Source organism: Microcoleus sp. D3_18_C2 (assembly GCF_036702395.1).
Lineage (GTDB): Bacteria > Cyanobacteriota > Cyanobacteriia > Cyanobacteriales > Microcoleaceae > Microcoleus.
This window is the reverse complement of record NZ_JAUBTG010000034.1, coordinates 25,529-48,431: the sequence shown is the minus strand read 5'-3', so window position 1 is coordinate 48,431 and position 22,903 is coordinate 25,529. Positions and strand designations below refer to the sequence as shown.

20 protein-coding genes and 1 pseudogene are annotated in these 22,903 nt (G+C 45.5%); 13 read left to right on the top strand and 8 right to left on the bottom strand.

Annotation, left to right across the window (positions count from 1 at the left end; all coding sequences use genetic code 11):
• Positions 1 to 46: 46 nt before the first annotated feature.
• A complete protein-coding gene (locus tag QUA88_RS19385) occupies positions 47 to 1,381 on the top strand; it encodes a hypothetical protein (RefSeq protein ID WP_333211014.1) in 1,335 nt (444 codons plus the stop codon).
• A gap of 369 nt (positions 1,382 to 1,750) precedes the next feature.
• On the opposite strand, the gene QUA88_RS19380 is transcribed toward QUA88_RS19385, so the two are convergent.
• From QUA88_RS19380 to QUA88_RS19370, 3 genes are all read right to left on the bottom strand, one after another.
• On the bottom strand, positions 1,751 to 1,987 hold the full coding sequence (locus tag QUA88_RS19380; RefSeq protein ID WP_333057871.1) for a 2Fe-2S iron-sulfur cluster binding domain-containing protein: 237 nt from the start codon (positions 1,985 to 1,987) through the stop codon (positions 1,751 to 1,753).
• A 75-nt stretch (positions 1,988 to 2,062) separates the two neighbouring features.
• Entirely contained in the window at positions 2,063 to 3,529 is a 1,467-nt protein-coding gene (cobQ, locus tag QUA88_RS19375; RefSeq protein ID WP_333057872.1) for a cobyric acid synthase CobQ, read from the bottom strand.
• Between the two features lie 206 nt (positions 3,530 to 3,735).
• Entirely contained in the window at positions 3,736 to 5,358 is a 1,623-nt protein-coding gene (locus QUA88_RS19370) for a Ycf66 family protein (RefSeq protein WP_333057873.1), read from the bottom strand.
• Between the two features lie 372 nt (positions 5,359 to 5,730).
• Between QUA88_RS19370 and QUA88_RS19365 the strand changes: the two genes are divergently transcribed.
• The 4 genes and pseudogenes from QUA88_RS19365 to QUA88_RS19350 all read left to right on the top strand — a co-directional run bounded on the left by QUA88_RS19365 (position 5,731) and on the right by QUA88_RS19350 (position 8,508).
• Positions 5,731 to 5,913: a hypothetical protein gene (locus QUA88_RS19365; protein WP_333057874.1), complete on the top strand. Its 183-nt coding sequence runs from the start codon at positions 5,731 to 5,733 to the stop codon at positions 5,911 to 5,913.
• 163 nt (positions 5,914 to 6,076) lie between these two features.
• Positions 6,077 to 6,658 (top strand): annotated as a pseudogene (locus QUA88_RS19360) (IS607 family transposase); the annotation flags it as partial.
• 22 nt (positions 6,659 to 6,680) lie between these two features.
• Complete coding sequence (locus QUA88_RS19355) at positions 6,681 to 7,775, top strand: transposase (RefSeq protein WP_333273238.1); 1,095 nt, start codon at positions 6,681 to 6,683, stop codon at positions 7,773 to 7,775.
• 295 nt (positions 7,776 to 8,070) lie between these two features.
• Complete coding sequence (locus QUA88_RS19350) at positions 8,071 to 8,508, top strand: DUF6918 family protein (protein ID WP_333057875.1); 438 nt, start codon at positions 8,071 to 8,073, stop codon at positions 8,506 to 8,508.
• Between the two features lie 221 nt (positions 8,509 to 8,729).
• Here QUA88_RS19350 and QUA88_RS19345 read toward each other — a convergent pair whose 3' ends face one another.
• From QUA88_RS19345 to QUA88_RS19335, 3 genes are all read right to left on the bottom strand, one after another.
• A complete protein-coding gene (locus QUA88_RS19345; protein WP_333211011.1) occupies positions 8,730 to 10,235 on the bottom strand; it encodes a HoxN/HupN/NixA family nickel/cobalt transporter in 1,506 nt (501 codons plus the stop codon).
• A gap of 272 nt (positions 10,236 to 10,507) precedes the next feature.
• Entirely contained in the window at positions 10,508 to 11,914 is a 1,407-nt protein-coding gene (locus QUA88_RS19340) for a hypothetical protein (protein ID WP_333273224.1), read from the bottom strand.
• A gap of 102 nt (positions 11,915 to 12,016) precedes the next feature.
• The gene (locus QUA88_RS19335; RefSeq protein WP_333057878.1) at positions 12,017 to 13,231 is read right to left on the bottom strand and encodes a DUF4331 domain-containing protein; all 1,215 of its coding nucleotides are present in this window, start codon (positions 13,229 to 13,231) and stop codon (positions 12,017 to 12,019) included.
• 203 nt (positions 13,232 to 13,434) lie between these two features.
• On the opposite strand from QUA88_RS19335, the gene QUA88_RS19330 reads away from it, so the two are divergent.
• The 5 genes from QUA88_RS19330 to QUA88_RS19310 all read left to right on the top strand — a co-directional run bounded on the left by QUA88_RS19330 (position 13,435) and on the right by QUA88_RS19310 (position 17,193).
• Positions 13,435 to 13,632, top strand: coding sequence for a hypothetical protein (locus tag QUA88_RS19330; RefSeq protein ID WP_333057879.1), 198 nt, complete (start codon positions 13,435 to 13,437; stop codon positions 13,630 to 13,632).
• Between the two features lie 381 nt (positions 13,633 to 14,013).
• Complete coding sequence (locus tag QUA88_RS19325; RefSeq protein WP_333057880.1) at positions 14,014 to 14,580, top strand: sigma-70 family RNA polymerase sigma factor; 567 nt, start codon at positions 14,014 to 14,016, stop codon at positions 14,578 to 14,580.
• 144 nt (positions 14,581 to 14,724) lie between these two features.
• Positions 14,725 to 15,345 (top strand): cupin domain-containing protein, encoded by a 621-nt coding sequence (locus QUA88_RS19320; RefSeq protein ID WP_333211007.1) that lies wholly within the window; start codon positions 14,725 to 14,727, stop codon positions 15,343 to 15,345.
• A 190-nt stretch (positions 15,346 to 15,535) separates the two neighbouring features.
• Positions 15,536 to 16,009, top strand: a complete 474-nt coding sequence (locus QUA88_RS19315; protein ID WP_333057882.1) for a DUF732 domain-containing protein — start codon at positions 15,536 to 15,538, stop codon at positions 16,007 to 16,009.
• Between the two features lie 365 nt (positions 16,010 to 16,374).
• Entirely contained in the window at positions 16,375 to 17,193 is an 819-nt protein-coding gene (locus tag QUA88_RS19310) for a hypothetical protein (RefSeq protein WP_333057883.1), read from the top strand.
• 92 nt (positions 17,194 to 17,285) lie between these two features.
• Here the strand turns inward: QUA88_RS19310 and QUA88_RS19305 are convergent, their stop codons facing one another.
• Together QUA88_RS19305 and QUA88_RS19300 are read right to left on the bottom strand one after the other, a co-directional pair.
• Positions 17,286 to 17,873, bottom strand: coding sequence for an acireductone dioxygenase (locus tag QUA88_RS19305; protein ID WP_333057884.1), 588 nt, complete (start codon positions 17,871 to 17,873; stop codon positions 17,286 to 17,288).
• A 221-nt stretch (positions 17,874 to 18,094) separates the two neighbouring features.
• The gene (locus QUA88_RS19300; RefSeq protein ID WP_333273217.1) at positions 18,095 to 19,303 is read right to left on the bottom strand and encodes a NupC/NupG family nucleoside CNT transporter; all 1,209 of its coding nucleotides are present in this window, start codon (positions 19,301 to 19,303) and stop codon (positions 18,095 to 18,097) included.
• Positions 19,304 to 19,548: 245 nt separating this feature from the next.
• Here QUA88_RS19300 and der point away from each other — a divergent pair, with 245 nt between their 5' ends.
• The 3 genes from der (at position 19,549) to QUA88_RS19285 (ending at position 22,744) form a co-directional block, all read left to right on the top strand.
• Positions 19,549 to 20,910 (top strand): ribosome biogenesis GTPase Der, encoded by a 1,362-nt coding sequence (gene der / locus QUA88_RS19295; RefSeq protein WP_333057886.1) that lies wholly within the window; start codon positions 19,549 to 19,551, stop codon positions 20,908 to 20,910.
• A 119-nt stretch (positions 20,911 to 21,029) separates the two neighbouring features.
• Positions 21,030 to 21,446 (top strand): four helix bundle protein, encoded by a 417-nt coding sequence (locus tag QUA88_RS19290; RefSeq protein WP_333057887.1) that lies wholly within the window; start codon positions 21,030 to 21,032, stop codon positions 21,444 to 21,446.
• Positions 21,447 to 21,748: 302 nt separating this feature from the next.
• Positions 21,749 to 22,744: an energy-coupling factor transporter transmembrane protein EcfT gene (locus QUA88_RS19285; RefSeq protein ID WP_333057888.1), complete on the top strand. Its 996-nt coding sequence runs from the start codon at positions 21,749 to 21,751 to the stop codon at positions 22,742 to 22,744.
• Positions 22,745 to 22,903 lie beyond the last annotated feature (159 nt).

Below are 22,903 nucleotides of genomic sequence, written 5' to 3'. Positions count from 1 at the left end.
TGGACGGGGAAACTGTAAAATAATTAAAAGGGAATAGGTGAGTTTTATGGCGCGTCTTACCGATCGAGCTTTTGAAATTTTGCGGGCAGAAGTTGACAAGTGCGCGGCGGCTGATAGTCTAGCGGGTGATGTCTACCGACGGATGGTAATCAAGCGGTTGGAGAAGTTGCGATCGCAAAACGGCACTTTCGCCTCAATAGAAGAAATCCGCGATACCTTCAAAGACGAATTTCCCAACTTCAGCGAACAAGCTCTTAAAGCAGCCGTCAAAGCCAACCGCCCGCCCGGATTGTTCGGTAAAATCATCTTTGCTGGGAGTTTGCTGGGAAGTGCAGCGGGGATAATTTGGTTGATTAACCTGCCTTTCCCGATGATTCGCTGGCCCGTGGCGAAAACAATGCCGATATTATTGCTGCCGAGTTTTATCAGTATGGATCATAATTACCGGCAGGCGATCGCCCTTGTGGAACAATCCGATCAACTGGTGAATAAAGCCACTGCTGTCGCTGATTTTGACTTGGGCGAAATAAAAGCAAAAGAAGCTCAAAAACACCTCGACGCCTTGCCGGTGTGGTTCCTCGGCTATTACCCAAAGAGGTACTGCTCTTTTTTTAGCTGCAGTTGGCGGTTTACACTCGATGAATTTCAAGCTGCCCGCAAAAATGTCGGGCGGATGGAAGCTCAGATTTTCCAGCAAAAAAATGCTTTTACTCAGTTAAATCAAGTCGAACAAACTCTCAACGCGGCGAAACAGCAGTATCAGCAAGCCAAAACCGCTGCAGACAGACAAAAAGCGACGGTAAATTGGCAAAGTGCGATCGACCAACTCAATCAAATTCCCGCCGAAACCCTCGCGGGAGAAACGGCTAAAAAAACACTCAAAGCAGCAGAAAGAGACTTTCAAGCAATGGGTGGCGTCGCCACCGGTTCTGTGCAGGCTGACAACTTAATTGAAGCTGCCAAAGAATTTGCTTTCTCCGCCGCCGTCGCCGCCAAAAACCCGCCCCATCCCGCCGCACAGTGGGAGCAAATAGCACAATTGTGGCAAGAAGCTATTAACAGACTGAAATTGATTTCAGTCGATAACCCTGGGTATCTCGACGCTCAAACCAAACTCGCTCAATATCAAAAAGATTTAGGAACTACCCAGATTAGACTGGAAGCAGAAAAAGATTCTGCAAAAGCTTTGCAAGCAGCTAAAAGCTTGTTTGCCAACTTGCAAAATAATGTGAATTCTCAAAATCCCGATAACTCCCTCAGCCAGTTGCAACAAATTATCAATCAATTAGAATCCGTGAAATCCGGGACAACTGTTTATCCCGAATCCCAAAAATGGCTGCAATCTGCTCGCAAGAAACAGCAAGAATGGCAAAAGAATTAGTCAGTTGACTGTTGACTGTTGACTGTTGACTGTTAACTGTTAAGGGTCGCGAATTAAATAACTTACAATTTTAATTGTTCTTGTGGGATGGGCGTCCCGCCCGTCCATAAAGGGCGGGCGGGACGCCCAACCCTACTCCCCACAAACTTGTGTAAATTATTTAATTCGCGATCCTAATGACTCATATCATGTCCGATCGATTAACCATAATATCTTGGTAGGGGCGGGTTTTTGAGATTGTCAATTATTCGCAGGTATTGTTGGTAAACCCGCCCCTACAAAAATCGCGATCGCTCGACCGGACATGATATCATGACTAATGACTAATGCCAACAACCAACTGCCAACTGCCAACTGCCAACTAACAAATTACCAATTCGGGTCAACATACAGATTAATTGTCACTTGCTTTTTCCCCGAAGGGATGCCGGAAATACAAGCACAAATCGTATCTCCGCCATCAATTTCTACTTCGCAAGCGTGACAAGAACCCATGAGACAGCCGGTAGGAATAGAAACCCCTGCACGTTTAGCTACATCTAGCAAAAGCTCTCCTGGGTCAGCTTCAACTGTCACATTATCTGGTAAAAAACAAACTTTTGTCATTGAATTTGAACCTCAACTCTAACAAACAATAGTTAATAGTCAACTGTCAACTGTCAACTGTCAACTGTTAACTAATTAACCTAAAATATGCTTTATATCTAAATGCTTTTCCACTGTATCTGCTAGAGAGTCTAACAGAGTTTCTCGGTGTTCTCGGTAATTAGGAATACCTGTAGGCAATGCGCGGAGTCCCCGCTGCTGCCGCAAGTGATTTAACCAAGCTCGCCGCCAAGCTCCGTTGTCAAAGATGCCGTGCAGGTATGTACCCCAAATTGATTGAGAAGTATTGACAATGCCTAAACTAGCATCGTCAAATAGCGGTTGAGTCAAATCTGACTCTAGGATTTGCGTTTTTCCTTGATGAATTTCGTAACCGGAAACTGGCAAACCCGGTTGAGGATAGTTAGATGTTACGATTCGTTGGCGGGCAATTTTGTTCGGTGCCATCGCAGTTTTTAAAGGAAGCAATCCTAATCCTGGAAATTCTCCCTTTTCTCCCTCAATGCCTTCTTTATCGGTGATACTTTCTCCCAGCATCTGAAAGCCACCACAAACTCCCATGACTGTACCGCCAGCTACTAAATAATTTTGAATAGCTTTTGCCATACCTGTTTGGCGCAGCACGTGCAAATCGGAAATTGTAGTTTTAGAGCCTGGTAAAATCACGGCGTCTGGATGGCCTAAATGGTCTTTTGGACTGACATATTTGACTGTGACGCTAGTTTCCGACTCTAAGGGGTCAAAGTCGGTAAAATTGGAAATTCGGGGCAGGCGGATGACTGAAATATTTATGTCGGTTTGAGAATTGGGAGAACGCCGATCGAGCAAATCGAGAGAATCTTCTGAGGGAAACACTTCGTCTATCCAAGGAATCACCCCAACTACCGGGATTCCCGTCCTTTCTTCTAGCCAAGTCAGGCCCGGATCTAATATCGATTTTTGTCCTCGGAACTTATTAATAATGAATCCTTTAATTAAAGCTCGTTCGTCGGGATCGAGCAATTCCAAAGTACCGATGATGTGAGCAAAAGCACCGCCGCGATCGATGTCAACTACTAGCAAAGTTCGAGCTTTTAAATATTTAGCTACCCGCATATTTGTTAAATCGCGGTGTTTGAGATTAATCTCAGCAGGGCTACCGGCTCCCTCACACACAATCATGTCAAATTCTTGCTTGAGAAATTCTAAAGAGTCCCGAATAGCTTGCCAGCCGAGATCGAAATACTGCTCGTAATATTGAGCTGCTCGCACATTGGCGATCGCCCTGCCCTTGACAATCAATTGAGAAGTCATGTCTCCTTGTGGCTTGAGCAAAATCGGATTCATTTCTACCCAAGGTGCGACGCCCGCAGCCCAAGCTTGCACTGCTTGAGCGTAACCAATCTCTCCGCCGGCGGCTGTGACATAGGAATTCAGGGCCATATTCTGACCTTTAAACGGAGTTACCCGCCAGCCGCGTCGAGAAAAAATTCGACATAAAGCTGCAACGAGTAAAGATTTCCCTGCGTGAGATGTTGTTCCCACGACCATAATTGCTTTCATAATATTAAAAGAGAAGGAAGAAGGAAGTTCGGCAACGGATTCGCTCGACGGATGTAACGGATGTAACGGATATAACGGATGTCAGGAAGAAGGAAGAAGGAAGAAGTAAAAAGTAAAAAGTAAAAAGTAAAAAGTAAAAAGTAATAAGGCAGAAGGCAGAAGGCAGAATCAAAAAAAATTCTGGTTTCTACCTTTTGCTTTTTGGCTCAAGATGATGGCTTATCTTCGCCGGATACATTCTCAGACTTGGATTCAGTAGTCGGTTTAGCAGTTTCGACTAGATTCGGATCGGGGGGATTCGGGCGAATCAATTCCGGTTGTTCTCCCTCAGAATATGGTGTTTTATCTGTAGATTCGATCGAGATCACTGATACTGAAACCGTTTCCACCTGCACGCTCAACCCAGGTTCTCCCGGTATTTCTATCTCTACAGGCGCTGCCATTTCCACCACAGTCATTTCCAGAGATACAGCAGGGGCTTCTGCTTCCGGTACGCCTGCTGCTTCCGGTTCACCCACTGCAGCCAGCGGTGTCTGGGTTTCCAGAGATACAGCAGGGGCTGCTGCTTCCGGTTCACCAACCGCAGCCAGAGGTGTCTGGGTGTCAGCGGACGATCGATCTTCGATCGTCCCGTCCCCTATTTTGTCAGAACTCGCGGTTTCTGTGGCCATCAACTCGGCCATTGCTTCAACATTGGTGGGAAAAGGCACTCCAAGGCTTGTTTCCACAGCAGTGTTGCTGCTTTCGGCTGCCACTTCCGCAGCCGCCGCGGCTAATTCGGATTCGAGAATTTGGTCGATACCCGGTGCAGGAGTTGCCGTTATTTGAGATTCAGGTGCGATCGATTCTGGAGTCACTGAAGGTTTTGGCGTCTGCGGAGTTGCATCAGATTTGTTTTTACCCGCACCCCGTCCCAACATACCGCCGAGACTATTTTTGATGTTGTCAAACAGACTACCGAAACCGCCGGATTTTTTAGCTGGTTTAGGAGGAGTAGGAGGAGTTGGGGCCGCCGTTGGGGCCGCCGCCGCTGCCGCTGCCGCCTGCGACTCTTTAACGGCTGTTCTCCATTCTGTTTCCTCGTCAAAATCATCGACTTCTGGCTGCTGTGGAGGCTCTGGCTGAGCCTCTACTGGCTCCACACTTGGTGCAACGGCTATTTCTGAAATTTCTAGAGGTAGAGGTAGAGGAGTGAAGCTGCTGGCTAATTCTGCTGGGGTGGGTGAAATCTCAGCAGCAGGAGTTTCGACTGAAAAGACGGGTATTTCTGCAATTGCAGGTGGTTTCGAGTCGGGAATTTTCAAGTCAGGGGCGATCGCACTTTCTGCCGTTGCCTCGTCGATCGCACTTTCTGCAATACTTTCAGCTATGGGGGGAATCGCTGGCTGTTCCTCTAGCTTTACCTCGCCCTTATCCAGAGTGGGTGCTGGAACCACATCAGTTTTCGGTTTGGGCGATCGAACAAACTTAGGTTTTTTCGCTGCTGCGGGTTCTTTTTTCTTGGCAAACAAGCCAGCCAACGGCAAGCCTGCTGCAGCCAAATTCGCCGACTGAGGAATCGGCGTTTGCTCAGCAATGGGCGTCACCTGCCGGCGCAAAGTCAGAGTTTCCCAGGCAAACCACCCCAACATCGCCACGCCCGCCATTTGACCAAGCAGGAGAGCACCAGTAATTCGTCCCGCACAAGCCCATAAAATTAACGCATAAAAAAGTCCTACCCCGCTCCAGGTAAAATCACTTTTGCGGTGCACTTCTGGAAAAAAGAAGGCCGCCATGTAAATACTGAAGCTGCCTAGACCGACCGCTAACGCCAGAAAGTATGCAAGCATATTGTCGGTACCTCCGCTGTGTCAAATAACTTCTACGCGCTAATTCTACCTTTGAGAGAGACTCAACGGCTTCTTTCTCTAGGACAATTCTTGATTTGTAGCGAAGTTTTGCAAGGAAGCAGTGTAAGGGATTTAACACGTTCAACGGATGCTGACGCCTCAAGTGCGAGTCAAGATTTCCCACTCTGCCCCACATCTCTAATGCCCATTACCCCCTAGGCCTACACCCCCTATCCCCATCACCCCCTTCTCCGTGGTGATAGATGTCACTTAGACTAGGCCCGTGCGATCGCACCAAGGGACTGAGGATGTTTATATGTTGTAGGTGTAAGAGGAATTATGCCCTAGGGCATATGTATGGGAGAGAGTGCCATGTTAGAAAAATTATTATTAGCGGCCGGCTTAACCTTATCGCTTCACATATTTCCCGGACTGAGCACTTCCGCAAAGTTACCCAAAAATTTAGTATTGCGATCGAGCGATCGTCCGGCTCAAACCCTGCAACTTCCCATCGTTGCAGTACCTGCTGGCCTCAAGCCGAATGTCCAATCCTAATTATACGTGCCAGCTCATACGTGCAAGTGCGATCGGACTTAGGCAGAGCCTTTCTAATATTTTTTTCGAGCTGTTATCACAAAGTAAATAATTTCTTAGAAAATCCTGGTAAATCATTGTAAAACCTGGTACTATATGTTGAGAACAAAAATACCACCTAGCGATGACCAGATATGTCACACCGCGAGAAGCTTGCAAAATCCTGCAAGTCTCAGACAAAACCCTTAGAAACTGGGAACTTGCCGGCAAAATATCAGCAATCAGAACTCCGTCCAACCAACGACGCTACGATATCGACAGCGTTCTCGGAGGCGGACATGACCGAATTACAGCCATCTACGCCAGGGTCAGCAGCTATAAACAACGAGAAGACCTCGACAGACAAGTCAGCTACCTCCAAAGTCTCTACCCGCAAGCTAAAGTCTTCAAAGACATCTGAGGTGGACTCAACTTCAAAAGAAAATCGCTGCTTGCCCTTCAGGGACAAGTCATGTCAGGAGATATCTCAGCAGTTGTGGTCGGACACCAAGACAGACTGTGCCGGTTTGGTGGCGACCTTATCAAATGGATCTGCGAGCAAAACAATTGCCAACTCATGGTTCTCAGCAGAAACGAGTTGTCTCCAGAACGAGAAATGTTTGAAGATGTGCTTGCCATCATCCACGTCTTTAGCTGCCGACTCTACGGCTTGCGAAAATACAAATCTGCTATCAAAGAAGATTCGAGTTTACCCGGAAACCAAGCTAGCAGCGAAATGGAGGACTTGGATTGCAGCAAGTAGATGGTGTTACAACCAAGCAATTGCTATCCTTAAGAACGAAAGAATTGGTAAGTATGACTTGAGGAAAAAGATAATGGACTCGGCTCCCGACTGGGTTTCCGAGCAACCTTATAACCTGCGACAAATGGCAGTTTTTCAGGCTTTTGAAGCACACAAGGCAGCTAAAAAGGTAAAAGGAACGGCAAAATTTAGAAGCCGTTTCGACACATCTCAGACTATCCGGTTTCAAACGTCTAATTGGAAGCTCGGTACTTTTTATCCAACTTCTACTAAAGGGCTAACCTTTAAAGCATCGGAACCTATCATCGAAGTAATGCAGCACGAGCCAACACTCAGCTTGATTAACAGACAGTGGTTTATTTGCTATGCGATTGATGAACCGAAAATAAAGCCAATTGATAGCGATTTGGTTATCGCTTTAGATCCTGGTGTTAGAACTTTTCTTACTGGTTTTGACGGCAGCGACTTTATCGAGATAGGAAAAAGCGACATCGGCCGCATCTATCGACTAGCAAGACATCTAGACAAATTAATGTCCCGCATTGGGGCAAGCAAAGGAAAGCAATTCAAGCGGTTGAGGTATTGCCTGCGAAAATCAGCAGCCAAAATTAGAATCAAAATCAAAAACCTGGTCAACGAACTGCACAAAAAAGCTGCAAAATATTTGACAAGCAAGTACAAGTTAATTTTTTTGCCAACCTTTGAGACGCAGCAAATGGTCAAGAAAGGTCAACGCAGGTTGGCGACTAAAACTGCTAGAGCAATGGTCACTTTGAGCCATTATCGTTTTAAACAAACGTTGAAGCATCAAGCTGCCAAGCATGGTGGTGTTGTAGTAGACGTGACAGAAGAGTACACATCGAAAACCTGTTCAAAATGTGGACACGTCCATACCAAATTAGGCGGGTCTAAAATATTTAAATGTCCAGAGTGCGGACACACCCTGGACAGGGACAAAAATGGTGCTTTTAACATTTTGTTGAAAGCTTTGAGAGATACCTCCTTGATAGGAGAGCTTGCTGCTTTTTCTATCTTGCCATACACGGTGGTTCCTGGCTTGGTTCGGGATTTACCGGGTTAAATGTATCTGTTCACAACTCATCAGTTTGTAGTCAGGGCTTTAGTCCTCATTCATCTCACCTAATAAGGACTAAAGCCCTTACTACAAACCGTAGGTCAATAATGAGTAGCAGATTGAACATTAATTCCTATAACATACTACTAGACAAATCTCAACATCAGCTTGTCAAGTAAAGACTTTCAAACCTTAAAAAACTTGTGTAATCCTGAGAGTAAAGGATCAAAATAGATATATAATCCCCTGATGGCTCTCCAAGCTAATAAGCACATTGACTATTAAATCAAGGAAAGCGAAAATGGGACTTAGCGATATTCTCTTGAATGAAAACAACAGAGAAACTTTTGTAGATGACTGTGTAAAGTTGATAGACCAACAAGTTGCAGCAGCCTCCGGATTGGGTGGTTTGGCTCTGAAAGCTGCCTACTCTACTGTCAAGGGGATACGGGCTGACTATTGCGCCCAAGTCGTCGATCAACTTCTGCCAGAAATCTCGATCGCACTCGATCCGATGTGGGCTGAAGGGGTAAACAATGGCAACCCAGTAGAATATCTAGCCCAAAGAAAAGGTGAAGTAGCAGACGAATTGCTCCAAATCAGCGACAAAAGGGTCGAGAAAAGCACAAGATCGATGGTTAAAGGCGCCTATGCCAAACTCCGCCCCTCAGCCAAGAATTACGTGGAAAAGGGAGTACCGGATTTAGCCGAAATTATTAATAAACATAGTGCGGCCTGATAAGTGAGCAACGGCTAAAAAACAGAATACCCCGATACCCGGCTTCTTCAAGAAATCGGGTATCTAAAATCAGACTAAGCTGTTTTACATTTAAACTGTGTGTCAAAAATCCATAAAACTATTGTGGGACGGGCTTCTAGCCTGTCCCGAATTTTCCATTTAAATGCGTAACAGCTTAATTCGTAAGTTTGTAGTTAGGAGGGAGAGTCCTAATTTTATGCTTATCCATTGCCAATTACCCATTGATTTGCAGCCAATATTTTCAACATAGCCTGTCCGGTAATTACCAAGCCCAAAAACATTACAAACATCGCACTAATCGTCGGCAGAAATTTGACTGCTGTTATCTGTTTTGGCAGTTTATCAAAATTCCGTTTGGCATAAACTAATATTAATCCGATCGCACTCAGCACTAAAGCCAACCCCAAACTAAACGCTACCACTAACGTCATTCCCAAACCAACATTGCCCAAAGCCGACGCACTCAACAGCATCACCAAAGCGGAAGGACAAGGCAACAAACCGCCGGAAATTCCCAACGCCAATAAGCTTTTCCAAGTAATAGCAGAACCGTCAGCACCCGGCGGCAAATGCGAGTGAATCCGGCCGTCTCCGTGATGGTGGTAGTGGTGAGATATATCGGGTTTTACAGGCTTAAATTCTCGCTCCCAACTTCCTCTAGTCAAAAGATTTACTGGTTCTTCACATTCCGCAGTAAAGACTTTAGTCCTTAGAAACCAGTTTTTATTATTAAAAATTTTACTTTTGATTTTTTTGAGAAATTCAGTCCTCACTACCAACCTAGTCTTGATTTTTGATAAGAGTAAGTTAAACCCGATGAAGGCTACTAATAAACCAGAGATTAAACTCAGCCAAGGATCTAATTTTTCTGGCTCAATTAAGTTAGAAGCAAACAAAGTAATTCCGCCCACAGCAAATACGCCGGCAGTGTGAGTAATTGTAGTCGTCGCTGCTAGAAATAAAGCGTGTAGGGGAGTAGCCCGCGAACCCACTAAATAAGCACCGACTATGGTTTTTCCGTGTCCCGGCGACATCGCGTGCACGCATCCCCAAGCAAATGCTCCCGCTATTGCTAGCAGCAAACTCCAACCTGAATCCCAGATAGATTCCTTTCCTGCTAACAAAAAGTCGCGGTTTTGTGGCGTAAACACAAAGCTTTTTACAGCACCGGCTTGCACAATCGTAGCTTGACAGCTAGCTGTCGGAACTCCGGGCAAAAACAGATTGTAATTAATCCGCAATTGCTCTGGTTTGGAGATGGAAATTGCATCAGGTAAAGCGGGGGTTTTATCTTGAGAAGGTGCGGGCCAGGTGTAGTGTAAAATTAAGGTGCTGTGGGTATTGGGCTGCTGGATAACACTGGTGCTTTTAGCTGCTATTTCTAGCGGTTTTACTGCTACGGAGCCTTGAATGTTGCTACTGTTTGTGAGGCGGATTTGTTGGCTGAAAAACTTTTCTAGCTGTGTTTGGTGGCTGCGAACTTCAGCAGGTTGTAGCTGGCTGTCTCGATTGTCGTCGGCGAAGTTTGTTAAGCCTGTTGGGAAAGTTAATGTTATTTCGGTTTGCAAATCGTTGACTACTATTTCTGCTACGGATAAGTCTGCCCAGTGCGAGTAAACTGGTCGGGTTGAGGTTGTTACTAAGAAGGAAAGTGTTAGGAAGAATAGGATGAATAATTGGGAAAGTCGGTTCATTTTGTACAGCATAAATTCCTTTTTTTTGTAAGTTTTTTGGTAAGTATTTGTGTGTGTTGTGATTTTTTAGGCGATCGCTCTTTTCGTGAGTCTCACAGTCCGCCGGGGATTGAAATCCCCGTCTCATAGCGAAAGTCGGTTGAAACCGACTGAATAGCTAATCAAATTCAACAATTGCGGATTTCATTCCTATGCAAGAGGACTTAAGCTTTTAGCCAGGGGTTTCAACCCCTGGCGGATTGACGGAATGGCGAATTTGGCCGAATGGCTGCTATTAGCTAATCTCAAAATTCATAACTTCCCAAACCCAATGCTTGGCGAGCTCGATCGTCAAAATTAGGGTCAATTTCCTTGGACTTTTGAAAATAAGCGCGAGATTCGGTATCTTTACCTAAAGTCCGGGCGATCGCACCAGCCCGGTAAAACATACCCGCATCGCGAATGCCCGATCGCATTATTTCGGCCATCACTCGATCGGCCTTTTGCCATTCCCCTGCGGCGGAAAGCGCCCAAGCCAAAGTATCCAGCGTCACAGCATCCCGGCGAATTTTCACCTCCTCCTGCATTAACGCCAGCGCTTCCGTTACATCCTGCGATCGACCTTTTTCCAGCAGCAAACTCGCTAAATCCCTGCGGTGCCCGAAACCGCCAGATCCAGAAACCTGTTCCTGTCGCAGCCCCGCTTCTGCTTTGTCGCGAAGTCGCCCGGATTCGATCGCATCTCCCTGCAAATCCTTCACCCTCGCCATACCGCGATCGACAATGTGATCGAACACAGTCTCAGCCCCGCCAGAATAGGCAGAAACCTTGCTGTAATAGCCTTCCGCTTCCCGATAATTGCCCTGCCGCGTCTCCAAATCCGCCAAATAAATCAGCGCCAGCGGGTATCGCGGCACCAAGCGCAGCGACTCCAAAAACAGTGCTTTCGCCTGCACAAACTGCCCGCGACGCGCGTAAAATCGACCCAAGAGCGATCGGGCCCGCGCCGAACCAGCAACCTCTCCTGGTTCCTCCGCCGCCATTGCTTGCCGGTAATCCTGCACAACCTCAGCATCTCGGCCCTGAGACTCTCTCACTAAAGCTCTCAAAGTGAGAGAACCCAAGTTAGGAATCCGGTTAACTAAGGCTTCTGCGGCTGCATTTGCCTCGTTCACTTTTCCCATTGCTAAGTTAGATGTAACTAAAAGGGCGATCGCATCTTCATTGTCAGAACCCGCCTGTTTAGCAAAGCGCAAAGCAGTAGCAAAATCGTGTCTTGCCTCAGCAATTCGAGCTAAAACTAACAGCGCACCTTGGTTGTCAAAAGGCAAATCGGCGATCGACCTTTGAGCCGCTTGTTCTGCCAATAAAAACCAACCTCCCTCCCCAGTAGCGCGAGCCATTTTCAAATAAGATCCCGCCAGCGCCGCCCGGTTCAAACCGCTGCGGGAATCAACAGCCAATCGCTGCTGGTAAAAAGCAATTTCTTGCTGAATTGCTTCTTTTTGATTGGGATTATTTCTCAAACTTTCCGAAAAATGATATCGGTAATTAGTATCGAGATTTTCGGGAGTTTTGTTAGAAAAATTATCTGAAATAAAACGCAAATTAGGAGATAAATTTACTACTACCATCCCAACTAAAGGAACTACTATCAGCATCCCCCATGAGAAAATATCCGATTTTATTTCATGTTTAGTTTTAGTTTTCATACATCCGCGTTAATCAGCGTTCATCTGCGGTTAAAAAAAGCATCTCCGATCAGTCATTAGCCAATAAGCAATGACTAATGACTAATAACTAATGACTAATGACTAATTAGGCAAAGCCAAATAAGGAAAAGTCGGTTCTAAAGGTTTGTGTCCCTGAGCCGGATTTCCCGGAGTTCCGTTATAAGAAACGTTATCGCCAACCGGAGAACCCACCAAAGCTCCCAGAGTGATATCAATAACGTCGTCCATCAGCATACGACCTCCGATCAAGCTTCCTTGAGCATTTGTAGCGCTAGCGTAGCCGCTGGTTTTTGTGGTATCGATCCGCATGACATCGGGTAAGAAAGCTCCGGCGATCGCATTTGGATCGACATTATCCCGACCGTCCAAAAGATCGACAGCATTCAAAGTAGCAACAGCTTCCTGACGCACCGGAGCAGCAGCAGCGCTCAAATCCAATCTCGGAGGAATATTATTGAATGCTTCCAGATAAGCGGGAGTAACTATCAAACCCTCATTAATTGCAGGTCTTGCCAAACGCTCGAATTGTTTAAAACCGCCAGCTCCATCCCGGATCGAAACTGTTGACCAAACATCAAAAGTATTTGCCCCTGTTCCTGCTTGCAAAAACGCTTTCGGAACGCGGACAGCAATTGTATTGACGTTGTAACCTTTAGTAAAGTCGATCGCTTGACTCGGTTCTTTAAAAGCAGTGCGCGGCCCCGTTCCCAAAGCTGCGGCGCGAACTCGGAAAAATTGTTCCACATCAAAGAAAAACGGGTCTTCGCGTAAACCCGCAAATACAGTCAAGTTAGAACCGCCCACAGGTACTGTATTTACAACAGCATTAGAATTCAGCGGAGTTGTGGCAATTAGCCCGCCGTTAACTGTAGTCTTAGCAACAGTCTCCGAGCCGTTGCGAACAACAGTTACAGCTACCGCTTGCATACCTCTATTGTTAGGCGGACTGAAGGCAAACCGCAAGATAATATCCGAACGTCCAGTAGGTGTAGAATTCACGTCACTTACTTGCGTGATGTGAAATTGGTAGAGGGCTGTAGTGCTGAAATAATATTGATAACGGGCGACAGACCTGGGATTTGAATTCATGGTAAATACTAAATCCCCGTCCGCAGCACCGGAGTTTTGGTCTTTTTCGCGATATACATATAGGTCAGTTAAATTGACCGCGCGACCTTTGATATCTACTTCGCCGTCGTCGTGGTCAGAAGCGACAATTATCCCTGGAGTTAATAGAGCAATTAGAGCTACTTCAATAGCTAGTATGGTTCGGCGAATTTTTTTTGTGAGCTTCACAGTTAGCACCTTTATTGCAATGAATTTTTTGCACAAATCAATGGTAAATAACCCGCATTCGCGGGTTTTACTTTTGTAGCAACAGGTTGAAATCTGTCAACCTGTCGGGCTTTTGCGCTATTGCTGAGCCTTCTCCTATTGGTGGTATACGAAGGTTTGGCAATTTTGGATCTGTGCTTCAAGATAAATTTAGGGAAAAAAGTGTGTTATTGAGGATTTACTCGTTCCCGGACTATGCTTGGGAATGCCTGCTCCCAGACAAGGCTTCCCTCGATCGAGTGGAGCCACAGCCTCGCTTATACGGGTTCCCAGGCTCTTATTGGGAGCGATCGAACAAAGCTTGGGAACGAGTGAAGGGCGCGGTTCTGACAATTCCCGCATCCAGGATACCCGCCACGTGATTCATCCGTCCAGAAATAAAAAACCTGTATCCGATGAAACTTGCCGAACGTATTTATCTCGCGCAAGTCAATGCTTCAATTCTTTAATCGAAAATCGAAAATCCAAAATCCAAAATCCAAAATCGATTGACTCTTCACGCTCAGGGATTTTTTCGTTCTGCATAAAGCGGATTGCTAAGTCTAAAAAAAATCACTAATTAGGTGGTAAAATTCCAGATGACTTGGGATTTTTACAATTCAAAGCACGACAAAGTTAGCCTAAAAAGGCATACTCCAGTTTGTACCCCAACTTCAAACTTACAATTATGTTCTGTAGTGATATACGCCGAATTTTTAATTTTGGATCTGTGCAGTCAAAACAAAAATTTTCGGTACACTGAGATGACAGGCCAGAAGTCAGGCGATGAATCGCTGCTTTTAGTGCAGATTGCCCAGAAAGACCAAACGGCATTAGCTAAACTTTACGATCGCTACGGTCGCCCAAGCTACGCTCTCGCTTACAAAATCCTGGGTTCGGTAGAAGAAGCTGAAGAAGTGGTAATCGATGTTTTTTCCCAAATTTGGCAAAAAGCAGCAACTTACGATCCTTCTCGCAGTCGAGCAGATACGTGGTTGTTCATGCTTACCCGCAGTCGTTCCCTCGATCGGCTGCGATCGATCCAGCGAAATGTCCGGGCTGCTGAAGCTTGTCTGGAAGATGCGAAGGTACCCATCTCTAGCGTTGCAGAACCGATGGAAGATGCAATGTTTAAAGAACGCAGCGAACAAGTCAAAGCAGCCTTAGAAAAACTGCCAAAAGAACAGCAAGAGGCGATCGAACTCGCCTACTACCAAGGGCTGACTTGCGCGGCGATATCAGCTAAAACTGGTATCCCGACAGGTACAATCAAAACCAGAATTCGCTTGGGTATTTCCAAATTGCGTCAAGCTTTGAGCGAAGAATTTTAGATAGTCAAAAAACAAAATTTAAGTTGTTTAACATCAATCTAAAATTATGACCTCTCCAATCATCCATCTGGAGTGCGAGGACAGCAGACCAATTTCCAGTTTAAAATCAACCTAGGCTGAATTACAATTAATGGCGGAAAACAGATGGAAATGATGCCAGACGAGGAATATAAAATCCTTGCAGCCCTTCAAGCTCTCGATATCCTCGACGAGTCAGAACGCGGCGCATTTGCAGAGAAATTGAAAGATTCCGCAGAACTTACAAGTGAATTAGCTGCTTGGGAATCCACAATTGCTGCGATCGCCTACACAGCCCCCCCAGTTCCTGTCGCCCCCGACCTCAAAAACCGCCTGTTCCAGCGTATAGCCGAACTGCCGCCAATCCCGGCCGAATCAGCCAATATCAAGCCAATTGCTACTTCCCCAACAGAGAACAATACTCCATCTTTAATAGTGCGATCGCACGATGTCAAATGGAAATCTTATGGAGTTCCGGGAGTTTCGTTCGGCAAGCTTTACATGGACAAAAAAAAGCGCGAAATTACTTGCTTGATGCGCCTAGAACCTGGAGTAACATTTCCCCTGCACCGACACGCTGCCTCGGAGGAAGTGCTTGTATTAGAAGGAGACTTAATTGTAGAAGGGGAAATTTGCCATCAAGGCGACTACATTCGATCGGTTCCCGGTTCCACACATTCGCCCCTCACCCAAGGGGGATGTTTGCTGTTAATGAAAACTTCCCTAGACAACGAAATGTTCGTCTGATATTATTTTTGTTAAATTGCCGACAGCTTGGAGGGCGGGTTTATGTAAATTTATAGTTATAAGTATAGATGGTTGGTGAAACCCGCCCCTACAATTATTTCGGTTAATTTACCTGACAAGCTCTAACTCAAAAACGCCATATTGCTCCGCATTCTGCGGTTAAAAATCCCAAACATATCACGTAATTATCATGCTAAATTACTCGCGTTTAACTGCTGTTTTGTCCGCCGTTATTATACAATTTGTACCCAGTGACAAAAGCGCGATCGCCCAAGAACGCGAAGGATGTTTTCTTGTTAATTCAGTGGGAGAAGTAATTAACTTAAATTTGTTGTGTTCGCCTCAAGAATCAGACATTAAGCTGACAGGAAACGATGGGAAATTTCTCGAAGACTACAAACGCTTAGCAAAAAGCTACTCTCCCGAAGCAACGGATAATTTACTGCAAGCAATCCGAAGGGCCCCTGGTCAAAAAATTGCGGCCGCTAAAAGAATGTGTGCGGAAGCAAAATCGGGACTTTCTCTGCCGGAAGTTAAATTAAGGGCGATCGGGCAAGCTGTCAGTATCGAAAATCCAACTGCCAAAGAAAGTTTTCTCGCCGATGCCGATATTATTACCACCCTTGCCGCCAATCATTATTGCCCGGAATTAGCCAGTAAGTAATATCATGAAATCTGTCAGTCCTCTCGCTCACCGGCAGTCCGCCAGGGAATGAATTCCCTGTCTCATAGCTAAAGTCCTCTCAAAGAGGACTGAAGAACTCATTAGTCCTCGTAGCGAGGAATTTCGCTTTGAGCCAGGGGTTTCATTCCCTGGCGGACTGAGGGTTTAACGTTAAGTTGACACGCCTTGGGTAAGGCAGCATCTCAGTTTTGATTTTACAGGAGTGCAAGGGGGACGATCGCACTTCTAAAAAACGCTTTTTACAAAACTGAGATTCTCCCACGGTAATACGGCGTCTTTACTGGCAGTTACAATATTAATTGTCATTTTGTCGGGCAACGATTCATGAAATTACCGGACATGAGATGAAACATTTAAAATCAAGTTCCGCCGACTTGCGGGATTTATTCAAAGACAGCATTACAGTGAAATACCTCGCGGAACCGCTGAAAGCTGTCCCCGCTTGCGAAGATGCAGCCAAATTGCGATCGTGGATGGAGGCCCGCGATTTTGACGTGCTCGGTATCGAAGAAAATGGCACGGTTTGCGGCTATGTAGAACGATCGCACTTAATCGCAGGTAAGTGCAGCGACTACCAGCAAATTTTTCACCCCTCCCAATTAATTGCCGCCTCGACTCCTTTGATGGAATTGCTGCCGCTGCTGCGAGAAAAACCCAGATTATTTGTATTGGAAAGCAACAGGATCGACGGGATCGTTACCTGCGGCGATTTACAAAAAGCACCAGTGCGGATGCTGCTGTTTGGATTGGTGACGCTTCTCGAAATGAATTTATTGCGGATCGTGCGGATTTACTTTCCCCAAGATTCTTGGCAGAAATTCCTGAAGGGCGATCGTATTTTAGCCGCAAAACACCTTTGGGAATTGGGGCGATCGCGAAATGAAGCAATTGACTTAATCGATTACCTGCAATTCTGCGACAAGCGAGATTTAATCCTGACTTCTGCTGAAATAGTCGATCGGCTGGGGCTCAAATCCAAACGCTACGGGGAGCGTTTTTTAAAGTCAGCAGAAGCATTGAGAAACAAATTAGCTCACGCTCAAGATTTAATTAACGGTTCTTCTTGGCCGGAAGTAATTTTTTTAGCTCAGGAAATAGAAGCGCTTTTGCAGCGTTGCGAAGAAATTGAAATGGCCGCACCTAATGAAGTAGAGAGCATTTAATCCTCGTCTTTTATAGAGAGACTTTGTTTCTAGAGTCGCCATTTCCATCGCCTATTTTGATAGAGGAAGGTGCGCCGAAGCGCACCCTAGATTTAGTTTGTAATTTTTAGTTTCCTGTTCGTATACTTAGGAACCCAGCCTTGAGCACTGGTGTAATACTGCAAGGCTTTCAAGTACAGCGACGGAGTGAGATAAAACCAATGTTCGGTATTAGCCGGCACTTTAATGTATTCTTCAGCTTCCAGCATTAATTGTACCTGAGAGCCGTTAGAATACACAAACCCAAAAACGCATTCCCCAGCTAAAATGTGAAGAACTTCTGCATCTGTGTGGGTATGAGTGCGATCGCTTTGAGTCATCAGCGCGTAAATCTGCTGCGAACCTGGATGCAGCACTTTTAAGTCGCACCACCGATATCCGCTGGCGCGCTTAAACTGTTCAAACTCGCTATTATATGCTGCGAGAATCTGCTGTTTTTCTGTTACATTGAGAATGTCTTGAACTAGCAGTTCTTGAAACGCCGGATTTTCGTTGGCGGGCAGGGAATCGATCTCAATATTTAAAACTGCCAGTTGACTCGCGATCGCCCGGATATCCGTATATGTTCTACCGTCTTCTAGTTGCAGAACAGCCATATTACCACCTAATGTGTTGAGCTTTGAGGGAAATTTAGTTTCCATTTTTAAGCTGCTGTTTTAAGCTTTCGTCAAAAACTAAACTCCTGCTTGTTTTCAATAATAGCCGATCGCTAAAATTCCATGTCCTGCCTTGCCAATCATCAAAGCAATACCACTCATCAAATAATTTTGTGGGTTTTTTAACTTTTATTTAATAATATTTACTGGAGTTAATGTAAGGTGCACCATAAGCACCGCACACCTTAACTAAAAACTCAAAACTTTCAAATCAGCATCCCCGCGATACAAGCAGTCATAAAACAAGCCAAAGACCCAGCAATCATCGCCCTCACGCCCAACCTCGCCAAATCGCCTTGCCGCTGCGGGGCCATCGCGCCAATTCCCCCAATCTGAATCCCGATCGAACCAATGTTAGAAAACCCGCACAAAGCATAAGTCGAGATAATTTGCGATCGTTCAGAAATCGCCTGTTGTTTCACCAATTCCATCAAATCTAAATAAGCAATAAACTCATTCAAAATCGTTTTTTTTCCCAAAACAATCCCCACCGCTGCACAATCAGCCCAAGGCACCCCCATCAGCCAAGCAACCGGAGCCATCAAATAAGCTAAAATTAATTCTAGCGACAACTGAGGAAAACTAATTAGCCCTCCAAACCACCCCAAAAGCGCATTAAAAAAAGCTAACAAACCCAAAAAAGCAATCAGCATAGCGGCCACATTCGCCCCCAACTTCAACCCGTCGCTAGCACCCGAAGCCGCCGCATCTACCGCATTAGCATAAACCTGATCCACCTTCACCTCCACCTCCCCAGCAGTCAGCGACTTTTCAGTTTCTGGGTACAGCAATTTAGAAATAGCCAAAGCTGCTGGTGCAGACATCACCGACGCCGCAATTAAATGTTGAGCCGGTACTCCAAAAGAAATATAAGCTGCCATGACTCCGCCGGCAATTGTGGCAAATCCTCCCGTCATGACAGCATGGAGTTCCGAGAGCGTCATCGCCGCCAAATAAGGTTTAATTAACAAAGGAGCTTCCGTTTGCCCGATAAAGATATTCGCAGCACAAGAAAGCGTTTCTGCACCAGAAGTTTTCATAGTTTTAATCATCAACCATGCCACTGCTTGCACAACTCGCTGCAAAAATCCGTAGTGATAAAGTATGGTGATAAACGAAGAGAAAAAAATGATGGTCGGCAGCACTTTAAAAGCGATAAAGTGTTCAGCAAAATTATCTCCAAATATAAACTTTGCCCCGGCATCAGAAAAATTGAGAAACTGCGTCACCATATCTCCCAAAAATTTAAAGACAGCCAAACCCGGAGCAGTTTTAAGAATCAAAATAGCAAAAATTAGCTGTAAAGCAATTCCCCACAATACGGGCGGCCACTTGACAGCGCGCCGATCGACTGAAAAGGCGTAGGACAAACCGACAAAAACAGCTAACCCGAATACAGAAATAAGTCGTTCCATTTAGCAATTTTTAGAGAAGGTGCAGCAAGCTTTTATCGTTACCAGGCTCTGGTAATCCAGATTAACAGTCCGAGCCTTCTTTATCTCGTTTCCAGAGGTCGCCATGAGTTCGCGGCGCTGGCAACACAGCCCCGGAGGGCGTATAATACACGATGCAGCCCGATCGCATACAATCTGGGCCAGTTTCGCTTACAATAAAAGGCTAAACCTCAAAATCACGGCGCAGCCTAATTGCTGCTACTTTTATGTCTCTACCTATAGTTGCTATTATTGGACGCCCCAATGTAGGCAAATCGACGCTCGTCAACCGTTTAGCCAACACCCAAGACGCGATCGTCCACGACGAACCAGGAATCACGCGCGATCGCACTTACAGACCAGCATACTGGGGCGATCGGGAATATCAAGTCGTAGACACCGGCGGGCTAGTATTCGACGACGAGACAGAATTTCTGCCTTTAATTCGCGAACAAGCAATGGCAGCCCTCGCAGAAGCCAGCGCAGCCATTTTCGTAGTTGACGGAAAAACCGGGCTCACCGGCGGCGACGAATCGATCGCATCTTGGCTGAGACTGCAAAAAGTCCCAGTCATTCTCGCAGTCAACAAATGCGAATCCGAAAATACAGGGCTTACCCAAGCAGCAGACTTTTGGCAATTGGGGCTCGGAGAACCTTTCCCAGTTTCCGGCATTCACGGCAACGGCACCGGCGAATTGCTAGACAAATTAATTACTTACCTTCCCACAGAAGTATTACCCGAAGTTGAGGAAATTAAAGTAGCAATTATCGGTCGTCCCAACGTCGGCAAATCGAGTTTGTTAAACGCATTTCTCGGAGAAAATCGCGCCATAGTCAGCCCAATTTCCGGCACAACCCGCGACGCGATCGACACCTTAGTAGAACGCAACGGTAAAACCTACCGCCTGATCGACACAGCCGGAATTCGCAAAAAGAAAAACGTCGAATACGGCGCAGAATTTTTCGGCATCAACCGCGCTTTCAAAGCCATCCGCCGCGCCAACGTCATACTGTTAGTAATTGACGCAATTGACGGCGTTACCGATCAAGACCAAAAATTAGCCGATCGCATCAGCCAAGAAGGTCGCGCCTGCATCATAGTCGTCAACAAATGGGATGCCATAGAAAAAGAGTCCGACACAATATACGAGTACGAAAGAGAAGTCAGAACCCGACTTTATTTCCTCGACTGGGCAGAAATGATTTTTGTTAGCGCCATGAGTGGACAGCGAGTTGAAAAAATCATTGAATTAGTAGACAAAGCCTCCGACGAACACAAACGTCGCGTCCCTACCGCAGTCATTAACGAAGTCATAGAAGAAGCCACAACCTGGCACTCAGCCCCAGTTACCCGCCAAGGAAAACAAGGCAAAATCTATTACGGTACTCAAGTGCGATCGCAGCCACCGACAATCGCCCTATTTGTCAACGATCCCAAACGCTTCACAGAAAATTACCGCCGCTACATGGAAAGCCAATTCCGCAAACATCTAGGCTTTACCGGTACACCAATGCGGCTACTTTGGAGAGGCAAAAAAGTTCGTGCCACCGAAATGAGCACAACAAACAGAGCACTGCGCGTGAAGTGATTTTAGATTTTAGATTTTGGATTTTAGATTAAAGAGAAAACGCAGTTTAATGGTATAATTAAGTTGCGATTTTTTTCTTTTGTCTTCCTTCGCCTCTTGGCAATTCAATTACTTGGTATTTGAAACAATTCCAAATCAAACAATCTAAAATCTCAAATCGCAAGGTGGACGAACAAGAGTTTAAAAGAAGAACAAAGCAGCTAGCATTGAGAGTTATTAAGCTAGTAGATGCGCTGCCCAAAGGCTCCGCTTCTCAGGTAATTGGCAAGCAGTTAATTCGTTCAGCAACTTCTGTAGGAGCCAATTATCGAGCGGCTTGTCGTGCGAAGTCAACAGCAGACTTAATTTCTAAACTCAGGATAGTGGAAGAAGAAGCGGATGAAAGTCTTTACTGGATGGAGTTAATAGTTGAAGCTGAATTGGTAGATGCCACTAAATTGAAAAGTATCATGTCAGAAACAAATGAGATTTTAGCGATGACTGTTGCGTCCATCAAAACTTTAATTGCTAAAAACCCAACAGCAAATCGCAAATAAAAAAATGTCAAAATTCAACAAAAATTTCCTATCAAAAATCAAAACATCAAATAATCCCCAATCAAAAAATCAATTGCTCAATCAAATAATCCCATTCAAAAATCAATCAATCAATCAATCAATCAATCCCTCAATCCCTCAATCAATCAATCAATCAATCAATCAATCAATCAATCAATCCCTCAATCAATCCCTCAATCCCTCAATCAATCAATCAATCAATCAATCCCTCAATCCCTCAATCCCTCAATCAATCAATCCCTCAATCTAAAATCTAAAATCTAAAATCTAAAATCGACAAGATGGACTTACTTCGATCGCTCCCCATAGGACTTTACCTAGAACAACCCGTAACCTGGCTTCACCGGCTAGACTCCCGCGTCAAATTAGCTTGGTTGATGACATTTCTGATTGCACCAATACTCGCCAATCCCATCTGGCGGTTGATGCTAGTAGGAATGTTAATCGTACTGACACTAACTGCAGCAATTCCCTTGCGCGTGTGGAAACAGCAAATGGGACTGCTGCTGCTATTTTGCCTATTAGTATTTTGCCTCAGCGCGATCGCCCCCGACGGACTCCCCGCAGAACACCAGCCCCGCATCCCCGCCGACGAATTAACCTTTTCCCAACAGCCGGCAACCCTTCCACCCCCTCAAAAGCCCAAACCCTGGTACCAATCTTTTAACTTAGGCTCAAACTCCCCAATCCCCAATCCCAAAGCCCAAAGCCCAAATCAACTCCCCCAACCCACAAACTACCGTTACGTTTTATTAAAACAAGGCCCGATTAAAATCACTCGCAAATCCCTAGATTTAGCTATCAACGTCAGCACCCTATTTTTCACAGTAATTTACAGCACCAACCTCTACCTTCTCACCACAGCCAGCGAAGAAATTACCGCCGCCCTTGAAAACTTAATGCAGCCCCTGCGCCGCTTGAACTGGCCTATTACCGAAATAGCCTTAACATTAACTTTATCTTTGCGATTTATTCCCCTAGTATTGGAAGAAATACAAAATTTAGTGCGATCGGTCAGAACCAGAGCGATAAACTGGAAAAAACTCGGATTTCGCAGCGCAGCTCAAGTGTGGTTGATGATAGCCGAGCGGCTGTTAGAAAACTTGCTTTTGCGAGCTGAACAAATTGCCAGCGCCATGAAAGTTCGCGGCTTCACCAGTCCCGATCGACACCGTGTAGAATGGCACCAGTTGCAATTGAAAATCCGAGACTGGATCGCCCTCGGCTGCTTGCTCATCCTCTGGAGCGCCCGTTTTGTTTGGGGGTGGGACAGTTGAGATTTTAGATTTTAGATTTTAGATTTTAGATTGATTGATTGATTGATTGATTGATTGATTGATTGATTGATTGATTAGATTTGAGATTGAAGAATTGGGAATGACTGATGAAGCTCGTCGTTTGGAGTACAGGCCAACATTTGAGTAAGTTTTGTCTGG